This is a genomic window from Sphingobium sp. B8D3B (assembly GCF_025961875.1).
In the GTDB taxonomy this organism is placed as follows: domain Bacteria; phylum Pseudomonadota; class Alphaproteobacteria; order Sphingomonadales; family Sphingomonadaceae; genus Sphingobium.
This window is the reverse complement of sequence record NZ_JAOQON010000001.1, coordinates 23,829-41,664: the sequence shown is the minus strand read 5'-3', so window position 1 is coordinate 41,664 and position 17,836 is coordinate 23,829. Positions and strand designations below refer to the sequence as shown.

20 protein-coding genes are annotated in these 17,836 nt (G+C 65.4%); 3 read left to right on the top strand and 17 right to left on the bottom strand.

Features of this window, described 5'->3' with window-relative positions:
- Window positions 1-8: 8 nt before the first annotated feature.
- Together lipB and M2343_RS00195 are read left to right on the top strand one after the other, a co-directional pair.
- The gene (gene lipB / locus M2343_RS00200; RefSeq protein ID WP_264577454.1) at window positions 9-689 is read left to right on the top strand and encodes a lipoyl(octanoyl) transferase LipB; all 681 of its coding nucleotides are present in this window, start codon (window positions 9-11) and stop codon (window positions 687-689) included.
- A 146-nt stretch (window positions 690-835) separates the two neighbouring features.
- On the top strand, window positions 836-1,114 hold the full coding sequence (locus tag M2343_RS00195) for a hypothetical protein (protein ID WP_264575144.1): 279 nt from the start codon (window positions 836-838) through the stop codon (window positions 1,112-1,114).
- A 2-nt stretch (window positions 1,115-1,116) separates the two neighbouring features.
- Here M2343_RS00195 and queE read toward each other — a convergent pair whose 3' ends face one another.
- The 12 genes from queE to nadB form a co-directional block, all read right to left on the bottom strand.
- Window positions 1,117-1,758, bottom strand: coding sequence for a 7-carboxy-7-deazaguanine synthase (gene queE / locus M2343_RS00190; protein WP_264575143.1), 642 nt, complete (start codon window positions 1,756-1,758; stop codon window positions 1,117-1,119).
- 9 nt (window positions 1,759-1,767) lie between these two features.
- Window positions 1,768-2,472: a 7-cyano-7-deazaguanine synthase QueC gene (gene queC, locus M2343_RS00185; RefSeq protein ID WP_413715995.1), complete on the bottom strand. Its 705-nt coding sequence runs from the start codon at window positions 2,470-2,472 to the stop codon at window positions 1,768-1,770.
- Between the two features lie 138 nt (window positions 2,473-2,610).
- Complete coding sequence (locus tag M2343_RS00180; protein WP_264571120.1) at window positions 2,611-3,033, bottom strand: DUF3617 domain-containing protein; 423 nt, start codon at window positions 3,031-3,033, stop codon at window positions 2,611-2,613.
- Between the two features lie 123 nt (window positions 3,034-3,156).
- Window positions 3,157-4,077, bottom strand: a complete 921-nt coding sequence (locus M2343_RS00175) for an Hsp33 family molecular chaperone HslO (protein ID WP_264575141.1) — start codon at window positions 4,075-4,077, stop codon at window positions 3,157-3,159.
- Window positions 4,078-4,125: 48 nt separating this feature from the next.
- Entirely contained in the window at window positions 4,126-5,268 is a 1,143-nt protein-coding gene (locus M2343_RS00170; protein WP_264575140.1) for an acyltransferase family protein, read from the bottom strand.
- Between the two features lie 138 nt (window positions 5,269-5,406).
- Entirely contained in the window at window positions 5,407-6,336 is a 930-nt protein-coding gene (gene argF / locus M2343_RS00165; RefSeq protein WP_264575139.1) for an ornithine carbamoyltransferase, read from the bottom strand.
- Window positions 6,333-7,532 (bottom strand): aspartate aminotransferase family protein, encoded by a 1,200-nt coding sequence (locus tag M2343_RS00160; RefSeq protein WP_264575138.1) that lies wholly within the window; start codon window positions 7,530-7,532, stop codon window positions 6,333-6,335. Before M2343_RS00160 ends, argF begins: the two co-directional genes overlap by 4 nt.
- Window positions 7,533-7,648: 116 nt before the next feature.
- The gene (locus M2343_RS00155) at window positions 7,649-8,164 is read right to left on the bottom strand and encodes a serine O-acetyltransferase (RefSeq protein ID WP_264571125.1); all 516 of its coding nucleotides are present in this window, start codon (window positions 8,162-8,164) and stop codon (window positions 7,649-7,651) included.
- Complete coding sequence (locus M2343_RS00150) at window positions 8,161-9,201, bottom strand: glycosyltransferase family 2 protein (RefSeq protein ID WP_264575137.1); 1,041 nt, start codon at window positions 9,199-9,201, stop codon at window positions 8,161-8,163. Before M2343_RS00150 ends, M2343_RS00155 begins: the two co-directional genes overlap by 4 nt.
- Window positions 9,198-10,238 (bottom strand): glycosyltransferase family 2 protein, encoded by a 1,041-nt coding sequence (locus M2343_RS00145; protein WP_264575136.1) that lies wholly within the window; start codon window positions 10,236-10,238, stop codon window positions 9,198-9,200. Before M2343_RS00145 ends, M2343_RS00150 begins: the two co-directional genes overlap by 4 nt.
- Before the next feature lie 86 nt (window positions 10,239-10,324).
- A complete protein-coding gene (locus tag M2343_RS00140; protein ID WP_264575135.1) occupies window positions 10,325-11,548 on the bottom strand; it encodes a class A beta-lactamase-related serine hydrolase in 1,224 nt (407 codons plus the stop codon).
- A 322-nt stretch (window positions 11,549-11,870) separates the two neighbouring features.
- The gene (nadB, locus tag M2343_RS00135) at window positions 11,871-13,475 is read right to left on the bottom strand and encodes an L-aspartate oxidase (protein ID WP_264575134.1); all 1,605 of its coding nucleotides are present in this window, start codon (window positions 13,473-13,475) and stop codon (window positions 11,871-11,873) included.
- A 228-nt stretch (window positions 13,476-13,703) separates the two neighbouring features.
- Here nadB and M2343_RS00130 point away from each other — a divergent pair, with 228 nt between their 5' ends.
- The gene (locus M2343_RS00130) at window positions 13,704-14,372 is read left to right on the top strand and encodes a PEPxxWA-CTERM sorting domain-containing protein (RefSeq protein ID WP_264575133.1); all 669 of its coding nucleotides are present in this window, start codon (window positions 13,704-13,706) and stop codon (window positions 14,370-14,372) included.
- A gap of 90 nt (window positions 14,373-14,462) precedes the next feature.
- Here M2343_RS00130 and M2343_RS00125 read toward each other — a convergent pair whose 3' ends face one another.
- From M2343_RS00125 to M2343_RS00105, 5 genes are all read right to left on the bottom strand, one after another.
- Window positions 14,463-15,383 (bottom strand): ABC transporter ATP-binding protein, encoded by a 921-nt coding sequence (locus M2343_RS00125; protein WP_264575132.1) that lies wholly within the window; start codon window positions 15,381-15,383, stop codon window positions 14,463-14,465.
- Window positions 15,384-15,422: 39 nt separating this feature from the next.
- Entirely contained in the window at window positions 15,423-16,121 is a 699-nt protein-coding gene (locus M2343_RS00120) for an ATP12 family chaperone protein (RefSeq protein WP_264575131.1), read from the bottom strand.
- Window positions 16,122-16,129: 8 nt separating this feature from the next.
- Window positions 16,130-16,420: a purine permease gene (locus M2343_RS00115; protein ID WP_264575130.1), complete on the bottom strand. Its 291-nt coding sequence runs from the start codon at window positions 16,418-16,420 to the stop codon at window positions 16,130-16,132.
- Complete coding sequence (locus M2343_RS00110) at window positions 16,417-17,076, bottom strand: HAD-IA family hydrolase (protein WP_264575129.1); 660 nt, start codon at window positions 17,074-17,076, stop codon at window positions 16,417-16,419. The genes M2343_RS00115 and M2343_RS00110 overlap by 4 nt, the downstream gene beginning before the upstream one ends.
- Before the next feature lie 136 nt (window positions 17,077-17,212).
- Window positions 17,213-17,803, bottom strand: a complete 591-nt coding sequence (locus M2343_RS00105) for a nuclear transport factor 2 family protein (RefSeq protein WP_264575128.1) — start codon at window positions 17,801-17,803, stop codon at window positions 17,213-17,215.
- Between the last annotated feature and the right edge of the window lie 33 nt (window positions 17,804-17,836).

Below are 17,836 nucleotides of genomic sequence, written 5' to 3'. Positions count from 1 at the left end.
CGGGCGAGATGACCGCACCTGCCCTCCCCGAACAGGATTTCCTGGCCAGCCCTGAGTGGCGGATCGAGCCGGGATTGCTCGATTATGAAAGCGCGCTGGCCGATATGGATGCGCGCGTCGCGGCGATTGCCGCCGGCGAGGCGCGCGAGCGCATCTGGCTTGTCGAGCATCCTCCGCTCTACACTGCGGGCACCAGCGCGCTCTCGACCGATCTTCTGGCACCAGTTTTTCCCGTCCATGTCACCGGACGTGGCGGGCAATATACCTATCACGGCCCCGGCCAGCGCGTCGTCTACCTCAATCTCGATCTGGGCCGACGCGGACGCGATGTGCGGCGCTTCGTCCGCGCGCTGGAGCAGTGGATGGTCGCCGCGCTGGCCGATCTCGGTGTCGAGGCGTGGACCGTGGATGGCCGCGTCGGCGTCTGGACGCAGGGGCCGCACGGGGCGGAGGCCAAGATCGGTGCCATTGGCGTGCGGGTGCGCAAATGGGTGACGTTGCACGGCCTCTCCATCAATGTTGCGCCGGATCTTGGCCATTATGGCGGCATCGTGCCCTGTGGAATCAGCGATCTGGGCGTCACCAGCCTCGCCGATCTGGGACGCCCGGCCGACATGCACCGCCTCGATGCCATTCTCCAATCGCATCTGCAGGCCATGCTGGCAGCGCTCGAGTCCGACGGCGGGTGAACGGCCGCAGCCATGGGGTGGTCGGGTTCCACGGCCCCTTGAGCCCTGCGGCATCCCTCTTTAAGACCGGCTCTTCGTGCTGCCGAGGGGGCCTCGACCGATCGGGAAATCGGCCACGACCAAGAAGACCAGAAAGGATGCCGCTGATGCGCAAGACCCATGTTCCCCTTCTCCTGCTTGCGGCCATGGGCGGTCTCGCGCTCGCGGGGTGCGACGGCGCGCAGGACACGTCGGGCAATACGGTAGAAATGCGGGACATGAACGTGCTGGAAGGCACGGTGAACGATTCGATGACCGATCTCGACGCCGTGAAGGCCGATGGCCTCGGCGCCGTGGGTAATGCCGGCAGCGTCAGCCGCAAGCAGACGAGCGAGCCTGCCGCCAATGCCAGCTCCGAAGACACCGAGACCGTCGCCTCGGAATAACTCTACTTCAGCCCGAGCAGCTTGTGGGTCTGGAGGGACAGTCGCCAGCGGCTATCTGACAGGACCAGCTCGATGGCGGCCTCCCGGTTTGCGGCATTCGCCTCCGGGGTGCCGCTATCCATCGGCTGCACGAGAAACTGGCCGAAGTCCCAATCCAGCAGCTCGGCCGGGTCGATTCCAGGCTGCGGCCAGACCAGCTTGAGTTCATCGCCCCGACGCTGCGTCACGCTACTGCCGGCCTTGGGGCTGATGCAGAGCCAATCGACGCCCGGCGTCGCCGCCAGCGTGCCGTTGCTCTCCACCGCGATTTCAAAGCCGGCGGCATGGAGCGCGTCGATCAGCGCCGCATCGAGCTGCAACATCGGCTCGCCGCCGGTGATGACGACGAACCGCTGGCCGGTCTCATCACCCCATAGATCGGCCACCGCCTGCGCGAGCGCCGGTGCCGCGCCGAAGCGACCGCCATTCTCCCCGTCCGTCCCCACGAAATCGGTGTCGCAAAACCGGCAGATCGCACTCGCCCGATCCTGCTCCCGCCCGGACCAGAGGTTGCAGCCGGCAAAGCGCAGGAACACCGCCCGGCGGCCGGCCTGCATCCCTTCCCCCTGCAAGGTGAGGAACATTTCCTTGACGGCGTAGCTCATCGGCGCGGCTCAGGGATGCGTCGCGTAACGCGTCGGATCGGGCAGGCCGGCTTCCTGATAGCCCTTCGCGCGCAAACGGCAGCTATCGCACAGGCCGCAATGCAGGCCTTCGGACGTCGGATCGTAGCAGGACCAGCTCATGCCGGCGTCCAGCCCCAACCGCGCCGCCTCGGCGGCAATCTGCGCCTTGCTCATATATTGGAGCGGCGTGGCAATCTGCACCGGCGCGCCTTCCACGCCCTGCTTGGTGGCCAGCGATGCCATATGCTCAAACGCGGCGATGAATTCCGGGCGGCAGTCGGGATAGCCGGAATAGTCGAGCGCGTTCACCCCGATATAGATGCGCTCCGCCCCCACCACCTCGGCTAGGCCCAGGGTGAGCGAAAGGAAGATCGTGTTGCGCGCCGGCACATAAGTGATCGGAATGCCCTCTCCGACCCCCTCCTTGGGCACGTCGATATCGGCGGTCAGCGCCGATCCGCCGAACAGCGAGAGGTCGAGCGGCAGCACGACATGGCGCTCCACCTCCAGCGCGGCCGCCACCCGCTTGGCGGCCTCCAGCTCGACGCGGTGGCGCTGCTGATAATCGATGGTGAGCGCCGCCAGACGAAACCCCGCCTCGCGCGCCAGCCCACCGGCGACCATCGAGTCGAGTCCGCCGGAAAGAAGGACAACCGCCATGGGGCCGTGCGATGCAGACGATATCGGTGACATGATGCCCCGCGCTAGCGCAAATCCCCTGCCCCTGTCACGGGATGAGATGATTTGGCGTTTTTCGAACGGGCGCTCGGGCGGGAGAACGCCGTTGCGGCAGTGCTAGCCCCTCCTCTTTAGAGGAGGGGAGACATGTCGTCAGCGCCCCGCAGCACCCGGGCGGCAGGCCCCCACCCGTCGGGCTTCCATCTCATGCGCAAAAGGGAGTCCATCCGACACGCCCTGCGACGAAATCTGCACGAGCCGCGAGGTCTCGATCCGCAGATCAGTGCGACCACGGCCGCCCTCGCCACAGTCATAGGATGCCGCGACGGCACGCGGCGACTGGCGAATCAGGTAACGCTCGCACTGCCGATAGGGGTGCTTGGGCTGGAGCAGCTGGCTGCCATCGCTGATGCAAATCCGGCGCGCGGCCTGATTACTCCCGCGCTCCAGCAGCTCCCACTCGCCCGATTCGACCGAGTCCAGCCCACCCGCCTGCGGCGCCTGCGCCATGGACATGGGCGCCAGCAAGCTGCCCAGCGCGAGCCCGATCGCCAGCGTCGCTGCCTTGAATGCCATGTCACTTCAGCCACTTCTTCGTTTGCAGGCGGCAGAGGCCGACGGGGTCGGCTGCCGCAATATTTCAACGATGGAAATGCACGGCTTGTCGCAGATTGTCAAATTTGCCGGCGGGCGTGCGCCTCAGTGCGGGGCCTGCAACTCGGCCAAGGTGATATCGAAAATCCGCGAACAGAAAGCGCAGTCGACCGCGATCACCCCGCGCTCATCGGCCATGGAGGTGCGCTCGGCGGGGTCGAACCGGCCCAGCACGCCGCGAATCCGCTCCGGGTCGCACCGGCAGCCCTTGCGCAAATCGGCGCTGGAAAGCGCGCGAATCTCGTCTTCCTCATGGAACAGGCGCCAGGCGATATCCTCCAGCCCCAGCGCCGGATCGGTCAGTTCTTCCTCGGACAGGGTGTTGCCGAGGATCATAACGTGCTCCCAATCCGGATGATCGTGCCGCACATGCAGCCGCTCGCGCCCCACCTCGCCCTCGGGCAGATGCTGCAGGAGCATGCCGCCGCCGATGCAGCCCTCCTCCGCATCGTGCCGAACCGCGATTTTCACGATGCTCGGAATCTGCTCGGACTGGGCGAAATAATGCTCCGCCGCCGCGCCAAGGCCGGTGCCTTCGAGCGGGACGATGCCCTGATAGCGCTCGCCCGTGACAGCCTGATCGAAGGTGATCGCCAGATAGCCCTTGCCGAACAGACCGAAGAGCGTCGGATTCTCGCCCAGCTCGGCGAGGCGCTGCTCATCGAACTGCGCATATCCGCGCACCGCGCCGCCCATATAATCGGCGACCAGCAGCGACACCGCGCCCTGCTCGGTCTGCGCCTGCAAGGTGAGCTGGCCCTCATCATCCTTGAGCATAGCGCCGAGCAAAGCGGCCAACACAAGGGCCTCTGCCACCAGCTTCTCGATGACGGGCGGATAGCGATGGGCGGCGAGCACCGCATTGAGCGCAGGGCCAAGGCGCACGAGCCGGCCCCGGACATTGCGGGCAGGCAGGGCGAAACCGAGGACGCGGTCCTCTGTGCGGGTAGGATCGAATTCTGACATGGCGCCTAGATAGGCACTCCCCTCACGAAAGTCTAAGGGGGCGAGAGTCTAAGGCGCCGCCTGCGAGGAAGCAGGCGGATGAGGCCGCGCCTCCAGCCGGGCCCGCAACCATCGCCGCGATGGTGTCTCGAACAGGCGGAAGGAGAGCACCGCGATGATGACCACGCTGGTCATAAAGATCAGAAAGAAGGCCGGCTCGCGCGCCATTTGATGGTCGGACGCCAGACCCGGCACAGCGAGCAGCAGCACCAGCTGGACGGGAAAATGCCACAGATAAATGCCGTAGCTGGCATCCCCCAGCCAGCGCGTCCGCTGTAACAGGCTCGCCCGCAGGCAGGGCTCCAGCAGGGCGGCCAGCAGCACGATCGCCATGCTGAACAGCGGAACCGAGAGATAGCGCCGAATATCGAGACTATCGTCCCAGCTCGTCCATCCCCCTGCCCCCAGCAGCAGGACGACCAGCACGGAGAGCCAGATGGCGCGATTGGCGTGAACAGCAAACAGCGCCGCGCCGCCGAAGAAACCTGCCGCGCACATGAAGAGGATGTAGCCCTCGAACAGGAAGCATCCGGCGATGGCCGCTGCGGCCAGCAGGGCGGGCCCAAGCACGCCCGCGCGAAACAGCACCGGCAGGCTCAGCCAGAACAGCGCGTAAACAAGAATCTCGATGGACACCGACCAGATCGGCGCGTTGAAACTGTAGACCACCGTCGGCCACCAGTTGGAGGCAAGACCAAGATGCAGCAGAAAATTGCCCAGCGTATTGTGCTGGTAAACGAGGAATGCGCCGAATTTCGCCTGCGCGATTCCCTGCAAGCCCGCCACGATCAGCAGCGTCAGCACGTGAAGCGGATAGAGGCGCGCGAGCCGGTTCACGACAAAGTCGCGCGTGCTGCTTTTCCGGCCATGATAGACATGGGCGAAGACGAAGCCGGATATCACCCAGAAGAGCTGCACGGCATATTTGCCATGCTCATAGAGCCAGCTGGCCTGCTCGAAAAAAGGCTGCTGCGGGCGGAAGCCGGCCATCGCCCGCTCGGCGCCCGGCGGGTAGAAGAAATGCTGATAGTGCCAGAAGATGATGACCAGCGCGGCCACGCCCCGCATCGCATCGATCAGCAGAAAATGCCCCGACGTCCGCTCGGGCGGCGTGAACAGCGTGGCTATCCGCCGTGCCCCGGCGCCGATCATGTGCGGGTTGTGCCGGAGCGCGCGTTGGGCGCCCCGGCATATCCTGTGGGACTCCGGCACGGCGCCGGATGTCCTGTGTCTGGTTTAGCACCGACCAACATTCAGATGATGACCGCCAGCGCTGAATGGCGGTTGGTCCTAGCCAATCAGGCCCGCCGCCCAGAGCAGCACCGACTTCTGGGCGTGGAGGCGGTTTTCGGCCTCATCCCAGATCAGCGACTGCGGACCATCGATCACCTCTTCCAGCACCTCTTCCCCGCGATGGGCGGGAAGGCAGTGCAGGAACTTGGCATCGGGCTTGGCGCGGGCCATCAGCGCGGGCGTCACCTGATAGGGCATCATCGCGCGCAACTTGGCGTCGCCGCCGGCCTGACCCATGGAAATCCATGTGTCGGTCACGACGACGTCCGCGCCGCTGGCCGCCTCCACCGCATCGCGGGTGAGCGTGATGGTCGCGCCCCCGGCCCGCGCCGCCGCGGCAAAGCGCGGATCGGGATCGAACCCTTCCGGCACGCCGATGCGCACGTCGAACTTGAACAGCCCGGCCGCCTCGATGATCGAGTGCAGCACATTATTGCCATCCCCCAGCCACGCCCACTGGCTGCCCGGCAAGGCAAGGCCATGCTCGATGACCGTCAGCAGATCGGCCATGATCTGGCAAGGGTGGGAGAGGTCAGTCAGGCCATTGATCACCGGAACGGTCGCATAATGCGCCATTTCCTCGATCTTGGCGTGATCGTCGGTGCGGATCATGATCAGATCGACCATGCGGCTGAGCACGCGGGCGGTATCCGCCACCGTCTCGCCACGACCGAGCTGGGTCGTGCCGCTGTCCAGGATCAGCGACGAACCACCAAGCTGGCGGATCGCCATGTCGAAGCTCACACGCGTACGCGTCGAGTTCTTCTCGAAGATCATCGCCAGCGTGCGGCCCGCCAACGGCGCGTCCTTGTCGACAGCGCCCTTGGGCATGCCCGCGCGCGCGGCCTTGCGGTCCATCGCATCGTTGAGAATGGCGGCGAGCGCGTCGCCGCCTGCATCCGTGAGATTGCGGAAATGCCGGATCATGATGCGTTCGCCTCTGCCTTGATGCTGGCGGCCCCCGCCGAAAGCTTGGCGATCGCTTCGTCGATATGACTCTGCTCTATCACCAGCGGCGGCAGGATGCGCACGACATTCTCGCCGGCCGAGACGGTCAGCAGGCCGTGATTGTCGCGCAGATGCGCCACGAAGTTGCGTGCCTCCACCTGCGGCTTCAGCTTCACGCCGAGCATGAGGCCGAGGCCCCGCACTTCCTCGAAGACATCGTCATGATTGGGGATGAGCTGCTCCAGCGCGCCGCGCAGCCGCTCGCCGGTTGCCGCGACCTGCTCCAGGAAGCCCGGCTCCAGCAGCACGTCGAGCACCGCCATGCCCGCCGCCATCGCCAGCGGATTGCCGCCATAGGTACTGCCATGGGTGCCGAACACCATGCCCTTGGCGGCCTCTTCCGTCGCAAGGCAGGCGCCGAGCGGAAAGCCGCCGCCAATGCCCTTGGCCACGGCCATCACGTCGGGCTTCACGCCATAATGCTCATGCGCGAAGAACTTGCCGGTGCGGCCATAACCGCACTGCACTTCATCGAGCACCAGCAGCAGCCCATGCTTGTCCGCCGCCTCGCGCAGGCCCTTGATGAAGTCGGGCTTGCCAGCAGTCAGACCGCCCTCGCCCTGCACCGTCTCCACGAGGAAGCCGGCGGTCTCATCGTCGATCTTGGAGAGCGCCGTCTCCAGATCGTTGAACGCGACATAATCGAAGCCGGGCAGAAGCGGCTCGAACCCGTCGCGCATCTTCGGCTGGTCGGTGGCGCTGATCGTGCCCAAAGTCCGCCCATGGAAGGCGTTTTTGAACGTGATCAGCTTGTGCCGCTGCGGGTTGCCATTGGCGAAGTGATAGCGCCGCGCGGTCTTGATGGCGCATTCCACCGCTTCCGCGCCGCTGTTGGTGAAGAACACCGCATCGGCAAAGCTATTCTCGACAATGCGCTGCGCAAACGCCTCACCCTGCGGCGAGCCGTAGAGGTTGGAGACGTGCATGAGCGTCGCAGCCTGCTCGGAAATCGCTTTCACCAGGTGCGGATGGCCATGGCCCAGCGCGTTGACCGCAATGCCGCTGGCAAAATCCAGATAACGCTCGCCGCGCTCGCCGATCAGATAGCAGCCCTCGCCTCGCACCGGACGCACATCGCACCGGGGATAAACGGGCATGAGCGGGGTGATAGACATAAGACTACTCTTCCTTCCTCGCACGGCTTTTCAAACAGAAAAAGGCGGCCCGTGCGAGGCCGCCATCGTCAGGGGGTGGCTATAGCTGTGTGCGGACTGGTTGGCAAGAAAAGCGCCTAGCGGACCTTCACTACCGCCGGGACACCGACCGCGAGGGCACCGGGGGGCACATCCGTCATCACCACCGCGTTCGCGCCGATGGCGGCGCCATCGCCAATCGTCACGCGCCCCATGATCACGGCACCGGCGCCGATGTTCACATTCCGCCCGATAATCGGGGCTTCATCAAGCCGTTGCAAGGACCGCAAGCCCAGCGTGCAGTTCTGCCGAATGATCGAGCCATCGCCAATGATGCTGGCCCCGTGCACCACGATACCGCCCTGATGCTCGACGATCACGCCCCGGCCGATCGTCGCGGTATAGGGAATCTCGATGCCATAGACATTGCGGCAATGCCGATAGCCCCAGCGATAGATCATACTGAGCGGCGCCCGCAGCAGCTTGGAGCGCACCGTCATCCGCCAGTTGCCGAACCGGTGCCAGAACAAGGTGCGGAAACCCGGCCGGGTCCATTCGCGCCCATGCGCCGCATAATCCTCGCGCACGAGCTGACACATGTCTTTGAAGCTCATGGCCGCGCACTCCCTTCTGCGCCCTTATACTCGATGAGCCGGGCCGGCGCTCCCCCGCGCGCGCGCAGATGATAGCGCGCCAAGCCGCCGAATTGCGCGAACTTGCCGAGCATCATCCACAGACCATAGCCCATGGCGAAGCGCAGGGGCGACCCCGCCGCGCGCTTGCGGGCCGCGATCCGCACGACCTGCGCGGGATACATCAGCAGTATCGCAAGCGCAGCCCAGATCAGCGGCGCAACGCCCGATATCAGCCCGAGCAGGATCGCGCCCAGGATGAGGAGCGGGATGACACCGCCCCATAGCAGGATGCTATTGCGCTGGCGGCGCCAGATCGGAAATGCCGCATCGCCATGACGCGCGACATGCTCGGCAAAGGCATAGCCGGCCCGGCGCGCACGCAGCCATTGTTGGCGCGCATGGTGAATGTCGGCATCGTGCAGCGTCATTTCCGCGTCGATCCGCCGCACCTGCCAGCCCATCCCACCAAGACGCAGGCAAAGGTCAGGCTCTTCGCCGGCAATCAGGCTGCCGTCATAGCCATCGGCTTGCGACAGAGCCGCCACGCGGAACAGCACATCGCCACCACAGGCCTCGACCAGCCCAATGGGGACATTCCATTCATCGTCGCACAGCGCGTTGTAGAAGCTGGCAGCGGGGAAGCGCTCGCGACGCCGCCCGAAGACTGCGCACAGTCCCGGCTCGGCATCCAGCTCCTTTTCGGCCCGACCGATCCAGTCCGGCGCAAGTTCGCAATCGCCATCGACGAATTGAACGAAATCGAGCGTGGGATGATCCGCCAGCAGGCGGCGCCAGCCGGCATTGCGCGCACGCGCCGCAGTGAAAGGCGTCGCGACATCCAGTTCCACCACGCCGATGCCGAGGCTCTGCGCGAAGGCGATGCTGCCATCCGTCGAACCCGAATCGACATAGATCACAGGACAATCAGCCGGCGCGCTTCTGAGGCAGCGTTTCAACCGCTCGCCCTCGTTCCGGCCGATCGCCACGATGCCCGTGCGCGGCGCCACGACGCTCATGGCGCGGTCCAACCGGGCGCACGGCCCGCCGGCTCGTCCCACCGGGGGATGGAGGCGCGCGCATCCGCCCGCTTGGGCCAGAAGCCATGCCGCAAGGTCATCGACACCTCCTGCGGAACGGCATCGGCCCTCGGCCCACGCAACGGGCGCAAGGCGAGCGCCAGCGCCCGCCCGGCAAGCCACGCAAGGTTGGCACTGAACAGCCGCGCAACGCCGCCGGTGCGCACAAAATAACGCCGCCGCGCCTCAAAACGATAAGCCGGATAGGGCCGCACCGCGACCTGCGCCCCGCTCGCGACGCCCGTGGCGGCCCCGGCAATATGGATCACGCGGCTGTCCGGCACGAACCACATCTCCCAGCCCGCGCGGCCCATGCGGTGCATCAGTTCGACTTCCTCGAAATACAGGAAAAAGCCGTCGTCGAACAATCCGGTCTCTCGAAGGGCCGCACTACGAAACAGGACGCTGGCGCCGGTGAGCCAGTCTGCCATGACAGGCACCTCGCCCTCGACCAGCGTCGGTGCAATGCCGAGCATCGTCCCGAGCTTGGCCATGCCACATCCCCGGACGAACTCCCGGCCCGGCGTCGGAAAGCGAAACGCGGAGCCGGCCAGCGCGCCATCCGGCTCCAACAGGCGACTGCAAACGGCCCCGGCGCGCGGGCGGGCGCGCAAGGCATCCAGCAAGGCCGTAATCGCGCCGGGCTGGACCAGCGTGTCGGGATTCAGCACATGAATGAAGGCCGGCGGCGCGGGGCGCTGGAGCAGCCGCAACATCGCCTGATTATTGGCCCAGCCAAAGCCGCCATTGCGCTCCAGCGGCAGCACCGTCACCCAATCCTGCCACTCAGGTTGAGCGAAATGCTCGGTGAGTTTCTCTGCCGACCCGTCAGCCGAGCCACCGTCAACCACGATGACCTCGAACGGCCCGGCCTGCGCCCGTTCCGCAACGAGCGAGTCCACACAACGGATGACATAATCCGCCGTCCGGTAATTGACGATGACGATCGCAAGATCGGAAGGAGAAGTGGCAGGCATGTCGGTTCCGATAAGGCATCATGGGCCGGCGCGGTCGACGCCGCCCCGCCCCGCTCTTAGCGGCATTTCCTAAACGAAAGCTATGGTCAGCGCGCGGCGCTGTAGCGGGCGCCGCCCTGGTGCAGCGTGCCGACCGCACGGGATACCGCCTGCATCAGCTCCCAGCGCTGCGGAATGCCCACCGTGGTCTCGCCGATCATCACCGCAATCGCATAGCTCGAGCCATCCGGCGCGGTCATGATGCCGACATCATTATAGCCGGTCGAACGCGGCGCCAGATCCTGCCCGGTGCCGGTCTTGTGGAGATAGGTCCAGCCGGCCGGAACACCGGCCTTGATCCGCTGCGGACCGGTCTTCGCGCGCTCCATCGTCGCCAGCAGGATTTGCGTCGAAGATGGCGAGAGCATCTCGCCCTTCTGGAGTCGTGCCAGCGCCCCCACGATGGCCAGCGGCGCCGCGCCATCGGGCGGATTGGCCAGATAGCTGTCGAGCGCCCGCTCGCGCACGGAGCGGGGCAGGTTGGACCGCGCCGCATAGAAGTTCCGCCCGGCGGACATGTTCTGCGACCAGGTCAGCCCGGCCGTCTGGCTCTGCAACAGCCGCTCGCCGGGGCCGAACCTGATGCTGTCCGTTCCGATAAACCGCCGCGCCAGATAGCTGCGCACGGCGTCCGGCCCGCCAACGGTGCGCAGCACCGAATCGTTCGCGGTATTGTCACTCTGCGTCATCGCCCGCTCGAACAGGCTGCGCAGCGAGGTGGTATAACCCTGCTCGCTGTTCACCAGCGCCGCGATGGGCTGATGGAAGAGCGTCAGGTCGGACGGACGGATGGTGACATCCCGGTCCAGCGTCAGCTTGCCGCGGTCCACGGCATCGAGCATGGTCATCGCCACCCACAGCTTGGAGACGCTCTGCTGCGGGAACAGCAGATCGCCATTATGCGAGACGGTCCACCCCGCATCCACGCTCTGCACGGCGATGCCGACCTTGCCATTGAACTGGCGCCCGAGCGCCTGAATGCTGGCAACCAGCGCGGGCGGTGCCGCTGTGACCGGCACGCGCGGCGTGGGAACGGCATTGCGATTGGGCAGCCAAGGCGCGCTCACCGTGCCGCCGCGCTGCACCCGCTGAACGGCGGCCTGCTGCGGGACCGGCTGCACGACTTCGCGCGGCGGCGCGTAGCGGACGGCGGGCTGCGCCGGCGCCGCGATCCGCGCGCTTGGATGTGTCGATGACGGAATGGCGGTGCACGAACTCGCCAATGCAAGCACCGCGAGCGCCGCCGACAATGGCCCCAGACCCTGCCTCACGCGCTGAAATCTTCCTTGCCGAACATAGGGATATACTGACCGAGCCCTGCGCATAATTCCAGAACGAAGCGATCAGTTGCGGTGTACCGAATCCCTTTTGCGACAAAATGAGGATGTCGCGGGAACAAGCGCGGCCCTAATTATTGCAAATCGCAACGGTTTGATCTCTGTCAAAGCGCGCACTGCCGACACCCCCCATACACATCATGACGCGACGATCCGCAGTCGAAGCGTTGAAGGCAGCTCTGCTGTTTTCCCTCCTAGTCAGAACCTCAGGGCGCGACGGCTTGGCCATCGCGCCCTTTTTTTGCTCATTCTGACGTCAGGGCACCAGCACCGTATCGACAGCCTCCGGCAGCATGTCGGGATGATCGAGCGTGTAATGCAGGCCCCGGCTCTCCTTGCGCTTGAGCGCGCTGCGAATGATCAGCCGGGCGACTTCGAGCAGGTTGCGCAGCTCGATGAGGTCGGACGTCACGCGGAAATTGCCGTAATAGTCATCCACTTCGCGCGCGAGCAGGTCGGCCCGGTGCTGCGCCCGCTCCAGCCGCTTGGTCGAGCGGACGATGCCGACATAATCCCACATGAACCGGCGGATTTCCTTCCAGTTATGGGTCACGACGACTTCCTCGTCGCTGTCCGTCACACGGCTTTCGTCCCACGCCCGGATTGGCGGCGGCGCGGGCAGATCGGCCCATGTCGCGCGGATGTGATTGGCAGCCGCCTCACCGAACACGAAGCATTCGAGCAGCGAGTTGGAGGCCAGGCGATTGGCACCGTGCAGGCCGCTTTCCGTCACCTCACCCGCTGCATAGAGGCCCGGCAGATCGGTGCGCCCGTCGAGGTCGATCACCACGCCGCCGCAGGTGTAATGCTGCGCCGGCACCACCGGGATCGGCTCCTTGGTGATGTCGATGCCGAGACTCAGCAGCCGCGCATAGATGGTCGGGAAATGCTCCTTGATGAACTCGGGCGGCTGGTGGCTGATGTCGAGATGGACATAATCCAGCCCGAGCCGCTTGATTTCATGGTCGATGGCGCGGGCCACGACATCGCGCGGCGCGAGTTCACCGCGCGGATCGAACCGGTCCATGAACCGCTCGCCGCCACCGGGCACGCCCGCGGGCAGCTTGAGCTTGCCGCCTTCACCCCGCATCGCCTCGGTAATCAGGAAGTTCTTGACCTCCAGATTGTAAAGGCAAGTGGGATGGAACTGCATCATCTCCATGTTGGAGACGCGGCAGCCGGCGCGCCAGGCCATGGCGATCCCGTCCCCGGTCGCGCCACGCGGCGCGGTGGAAAACAGATAGGTGCGGCCTGCCCCGCCGGTTGCGAGGATCGTCGCTCGACCGACAAAAGCTTCCACGCGCCCGGCCTTGCTGTCGAGCGCATAGACGCCCCACACCCGGCCGTCGCCGGAATAGCGCTCGCCATGACGGGAGGTGATGAGGTCGATCGCGACCATATTCTCCATCAGGGTGATGTTCGGATTGGCGCGCGCGGCCGCCATCAGCGCGACCTGCACCGCGTGGCCGGTCGCATCATCGACATGCACGATGCGGCGATGCGAATGCCCGCCCTCGCGCGTGAGATGCCAGCGCTCGCCAAAGGCCTCGCCCGCATTGAATGGCACCCCCAGTGCCGCCAGCCGCTCGATCGCGGCCGGGGCTTCGGACACGACGAACTCCACCGTCGCCCGGTCGTTCAGCCCACCGCCGGCGACCATGGTATCCTCGACATGCGCCGCAAAGCTGTCCCCGCCATCGAGCACCGCCGCGATGCCGCCCTGCGCCCAGTTGGTCGATCCGGAATCGAGCGCACCCTTGGCAAGCACCAGCACCTTGTGCGTCTGCGCCAAGTTAATGGCGGCGGTCAGGCCCGCCGCGCCCGATCCGATGATGATGATGTCATGCGTGGAAATGGTCATGCACAAGGTCCCGAGCGGCCGCGTGGTGGAATGGCGCGCAATGCCGTGTCCTAGCCTGCGCGCGGCGCTTTGCAATGCGGCAGCTCGTAATAGACTGATCGAGAACGATCTTTCCGATTATTCGGCGGAAACTCAAGGGAAGATAGTTAACGAAGAGGAAATATATCGCGAAATGGAGTACAAAGCGTCGTGTGACGCCTTGTGCGTTTGCGTGTGGGAGAAAAGATCATGAAATCACTTTATTTTCTGGGGACGGCTGTCGCGCTCGCCCTGACTGGCCCCGCCATGGCGGCCAATCTCGTAACCAATGGTGGCTTCGAGTCGGGCAGCTTCAGCGGCTGGTCGTTGAGCAATGTCGGCGGCGGCACGGCTCCAGTCGTGATCGCTTATGGTCAGGGCTCGGGTTACCCGACCGGTGCCTATGGCGAATCCATCCCCGCCCCGGCTGGCGGCGGCACCTACGGCGCCTATTTCTCGTCCGACACGGCCAATCCTGACTCGCTCTCGCAGAGCGTGAACGTGGTTGCCGGCGTGAGCTACTATCTGTCGTTCGACTACTTCGTGCCGCTGAATGGCTATGGCAATCCGTTCGACGCCTCGCTCCAGTTCCTGATCGACGATGTACCGGCGGGGCTGACTCTCACGGCGGGCAGCGTGAGCGGCACCACGCCGCAGACCTGGTACACCTTCACCACGCAGTTCACCGCGACGAATAGCGGCCCTGCCAATCTGAAGTTCAACTTCTTCGGTGACGGCAGCACGGCCGCCGACTTCGTGGTCGACAATGTGTCGATGGCTGCGGTTCCCGAGCCGGCGACCTGGGCTCTCATGATCGGTGGCTTCGCGCTCGCCGGCATGCAGCTGCGTCGTCGTCGGGTTTCGACCAGCTTCGCCTGAGCCTCGCTCAGTCTGAACACATGACAGGCCGCCGGTGCAAATCGGCGGCCTTTCATTTTGCGCATCATGTCTGACGTGTGGGAGGTTTCTTCAACCGTCCGCGCGGGTGAGGGTCAGGAAGACGTCTTCAAGGTCGGGGTCGTGCGTGGAGACGTCCACGATGCTATAGCCCTGCGCCTGCACGACATTGATCACATCGCCCGCCGTGGCCTTGTCCTTGAGATAGGTAATCTTGAGGCTCCGCGCGTCGGACCGCTCGACCCGCTCGAACCGGTCATGCGCAGGCAGCGTGCCGAGGTCGCGGTCGACGGTGACTTCCACCACCTTTTCCCGCGCCATGCCGACCAGTTCGCGCGTCGGCTTGTCCGCGATCAGCCGGCCGTGATTGATGATCGCGATGCGATCGCACAGCTCCTCGGCTTCCTCCAGATAGTGGGTGGTGAGCACGATGGTCACGCCCTGCGCGTTGAGCGAGCGGACATAGGACCAGAGCTGCTGGCGAAGCTCGATGTCAACGCCTGCCGTCGGCTCGTCCAGCACGAGGATCGGCGGGGCATGGACCATCGCCTTGGCGACCATCAGCCGCCGCTTCATGCCGCCCGACAACGTGCGCGAATAAGCCGATGCCTTGTCCTCAAGATGCACCGCGCGCAGCAGGTCCATCGAGCGCCGCTCCGCCTTGGGCACGCCATAATAGCCGGCCTGATTTTCCAGCGTTTCCAGCGGCGTGAAGAAAGGATCGAACAGGATTTCCTGATTGACGATGCCGATCGAGAGCCGCGCGTTGCGCGCATCCTTGTCGATATCGAACCCCCAGATCCGCGCCGTGCCGCTGGTTTTGTTGACCAGCCCGGCGAGGATGTTGATCATCGTCGACTTGCCGGCGCCATTGGGGCCGAGCAGGCCGTAGATGCTGCCGCGCGGCACGGTGAGGTTCACGCCGTCCAGAGCGCGCTTGCCGCCCTTGTAGGTCTTGCAGAGATCCTGAATTTCGAGAGCGGCTTGCGTCATGGTTCGCGCCCTAGACCAAATCGCGGAGCAAGGGAACGCTCAGCGCTCGGCCGCCAGCGCGCAATAGCGCGCCGCGTTGAGGAAATCAGCGCGACGACGTGCGAGCCGCGCGCTCTCTTCAGCATCCTCGCCCCATTGCTCGGCCTGCCAGGCCTCATCCAGGCTCGCCGCCGCGAACAGATCCTCTGCCGACAGCCTGCCTTCCATCAGCGCGAGCGAACCCACCAGCGTGCCGCTGATCTGCACGAGCGTGGCAAAGCCTGCGAGCAGCCACGGATCGAGCGCCTCGACGGCGGCGCGCAGGCCAGCCAAAGTCAGCGCCGGCTGATCCACCGGGATGATGCCCTGCGTGACGACGAAGGCGATGCCAAAGCGCTCGCCAGCCCAGTCGAGCAACGGCTGCCATTGGGCTTCCTGGCGCGCGATCAGCGTCTGCGGTCCATCGGCGCGGTAGCAGAGCAGATCGCTCTCGGCATAAGCCGCCACCTGCCCGCGAAAGTCGCCCAGCGCCGGCAGCACGCGGTCGATCGTCGCATTGGCAAAGCCGGTCATCGGCATGGTGGCGGGGTCGATCTCCTCGCCCTGCCCGGTCCATTCCTCGGCAATCGCCTGCGCCAGCGCCGCACCGGGGACGACCAGCAGCGCGCGCGCGGGCGTGCGCACCGGGCGCCCGTCCAGTCCGATCGACCAGCCGTCCTCGCTCGCGATCGCCTGCGCGGAAGTCCAGAACCGCTTCATGTCGGGGCTTAGCCTTTGTCCTTCGGCGTCGCGAACGCGCGCGCCAGCATCCGGGGCACGATGAGAAACTGGATGAAGCCGACGGTGGAGACGATCACGCCCATCCACTTCGCCTTGTCACCCTGCACCCAATCGAACCGCTCCAGCGAGATTGCCATGCCGAACAGCAGGATGAACGCGCCGGACAGCCGGAACAGGCCGATCGCGTAAAAGCGCTGCTTGGCTGCGGCCGCACGGCGGGCCTGCGCTGCGGCGTCGGACGGGTCCGGACCGGCGCTGTTGGGTGTCGTCTCTGTCATGAAAGGCCGATATGGCGCGCCAGCTCGGCACTGTCCATGGCCACGGATGCAGCACCGGCTTCGATCAGCTCTTCGGCGCGATGATAGCCCCAGGCCACACCCAGCGCCTGGACCCCGGCCGCCCGCGCCATCAGCATATCGAAGCTGGTATCGCCGATCATGACAGCGCTGGCCCGCTCGACGCCCGCCTCGGCAAGCGCCGCGCCGATCATCGCGGGGTCCGGCTTGGAGGGATTGCGATCCGCCGTCTGCAACGAAACGAAGCGCTTGGCCATGCCATGATGCTCGAGCAGCAGCCGCAAGCCCCGCTCCGATTTACCGGTGGCGATGGCGAGCAGCCAGCCCTGCGCTTCGAGCCGATCCAGCAGGTCGGCAATGCCCGGGTACAGCGGCTCGCGCAGCCCGCCGGAGGCGCGCAGATGCTGGAAGCGCAGCTTGTAGTGGTCGCAAAGCTCGTCGCGCAACGCGTCGGACCCATCGGGCACCAGCCGGGCAATCGCATAAGGCAAGGAGAGGCCCACGACAGAGAGGCACTGCTGGCGGTCGGGCGGCACCAGCGACACCGCGCGAAACGCGCCATCCATGGCCTCGACGATGCTGTGCTGGCTGTCGACCAGCGTTCCATCGCAATCGAAAATGGCAAGACGCAGGCTCATGACAGGCGAGGCATCCGGATCAGGCGGGTGTGGCTGGACGGGCAGACCGTCCAGCCGCCCGTGCCAGACGCGCCCGAGGCACGCAAGGCCAGCGATGGCCGCCCTTGCGGGCACCGCGCACGCTCAGCACAGCCGTTCAGTCCGATTGCCGCGGGTCCTTCTCGCCCAACTCGGGGTAGAACAATGCCCGATTGTGGCGGGATTCGTTGAACACCGCGCGCTTGGAAAACAGCCATTTGCCGTCTTCCTTCACATAATCCTCGATGACATGGCCGAAGTAGAGCACCTGCACATCGGTTTGCGGCGTATTGTTCGTCAGCGCGAACCAATACACGCGGCCCGACGCGGTCTTGCCGTCCGGGTTCACCGTGATGTCGTGGTTGAGCACATAATGGCGCGTGCGTGGCTGCGACTTAGCGTCCGCTGGAATCGTCGCCTTTTTCGCGATCTGGCCGCGCCATTCCTCGATGGCCTTGCGGATCGCTTCGCGGCCGTGTTCCACCCCGCCAATCCAGTCCAGCACGCCATCGCTGGCGAAGCTCTCGGCATAGGTCTCGGCATCCCGCGCGTCGGACGCGATCATGAGCCGGTTCGACAGGTTGACGATCTCGGCGCGCGCGACCGCATAGTCCTCCGCCGAAAGGCTCTGAGCCTGGGCATTACCGGTCATGGCCAGCCCCATCGCTACGGCCGTCAAAGCCAGGCACCGCAGTCTCGTCATGGCCATATCTCTCTCCTCCTGTTTTTGCAGCCTCAAGGG

Excerpts from the sequence above, each read along its gene's own strand:
- lipB (WP_264577454.1), top strand. The coding sequence starts at position 9 with ATGACCGCACCTGCCCTCCCCGAACAGGATTTCCTGGCCAGCCCTGAG.
- M2343_RS00195 (WP_264575144.1), top strand. The coding sequence starts at position 836 with ATGCGCAAGACCCATGTTCCCCTTCTCCTGCTTGCGGCCATGGGCGGT.
- queE (WP_264575143.1), bottom strand. The coding sequence starts at position 1,758 with ATGAGCTACGCCGTCAAGGAAATGTTCCTCACCTTGCAGGGGGAAGGG.
- queC (WP_413715995.1), bottom strand. The coding sequence starts at position 2,472 with ATGTCACCGATATCGTCTGCATCGCACGGCCCCATGGCGGTTGTCCTT.
- M2343_RS00180 (WP_264571120.1), bottom strand. The coding sequence starts at position 3,033 with ATGGCATTCAAGGCAGCGACGCTGGCGATCGGGCTCGCGCTGGGCAGC.
- M2343_RS00175 (WP_264575141.1), bottom strand. The coding sequence starts at position 4,077 with ATGTCAGAATTCGATCCTACCCGCACAGAGGACCGCGTCCTCGGTTTC.
- M2343_RS00170 (WP_264575140.1), bottom strand. The coding sequence starts at position 5,268 with ATGATCGGCGCCGGGGCACGGCGGATAGCCACGCTGTTCACGCCGCCC.
- argF (WP_264575139.1), bottom strand. The coding sequence starts at position 6,336 with ATGATCCGGCATTTCCGCAATCTCACGGATGCAGGCGGCGACGCGCTC.
- M2343_RS00160 (WP_264575138.1), bottom strand. The coding sequence starts at position 7,532 with ATGTCTATCACCCCGCTCATGCCCGTTTATCCCCGGTGCGATGTGCGT.
- M2343_RS00155 (WP_264571125.1), bottom strand. The coding sequence starts at position 8,164 with ATGAGCTTCAAAGACATGTGTCAGCTCGTGCGCGAGGATTATGCGGCG.
- M2343_RS00150 (WP_264575137.1), bottom strand. The coding sequence starts at position 9,201 with ATGAGCGTCGTGGCGCCGCGCACGGGCATCGTGGCGATCGGCCGGAAC.
- M2343_RS00145 (WP_264575136.1), bottom strand. The coding sequence starts at position 10,238 with ATGCCTGCCACTTCTCCTTCCGATCTTGCGATCGTCATCGTCAATTAC.
- nadB (WP_264575134.1), bottom strand. The coding sequence starts at position 13,475 with ATGACCATTTCCACGCATGACATCATCATCATCGGATCGGGCGCGGCG.
- M2343_RS00130 (WP_264575133.1), top strand. The coding sequence starts at position 13,704 with ATGAAATCACTTTATTTTCTGGGGACGGCTGTCGCGCTCGCCCTGACT.
- M2343_RS00125 (WP_264575132.1), bottom strand. The coding sequence starts at position 15,383 with ATGACGCAAGCCGCTCTCGAAATTCAGGATCTCTGCAAGACCTACAAG.
- M2343_RS00120 (WP_264575131.1), bottom strand. The coding sequence starts at position 16,121 with ATGAAGCGGTTCTGGACTTCCGCGCAGGCGATCGCGAGCGAGGACGGC.
- M2343_RS00115 (WP_264575130.1), bottom strand. The coding sequence starts at position 16,420 with ATGACAGAGACGACACCCAACAGCGCCGGTCCGGACCCGTCCGACGCC.
- M2343_RS00110 (WP_264575129.1), bottom strand. The coding sequence starts at position 17,076 with ATGAGCCTGCGTCTTGCCATTTTCGATTGCGATGGAACGCTGGTCGAC.
- M2343_RS00105 (WP_264575128.1), bottom strand. The coding sequence starts at position 17,803 with ATGGCCATGACGAGACTGCGGTGCCTGGCTTTGACGGCCGTAGCGATG.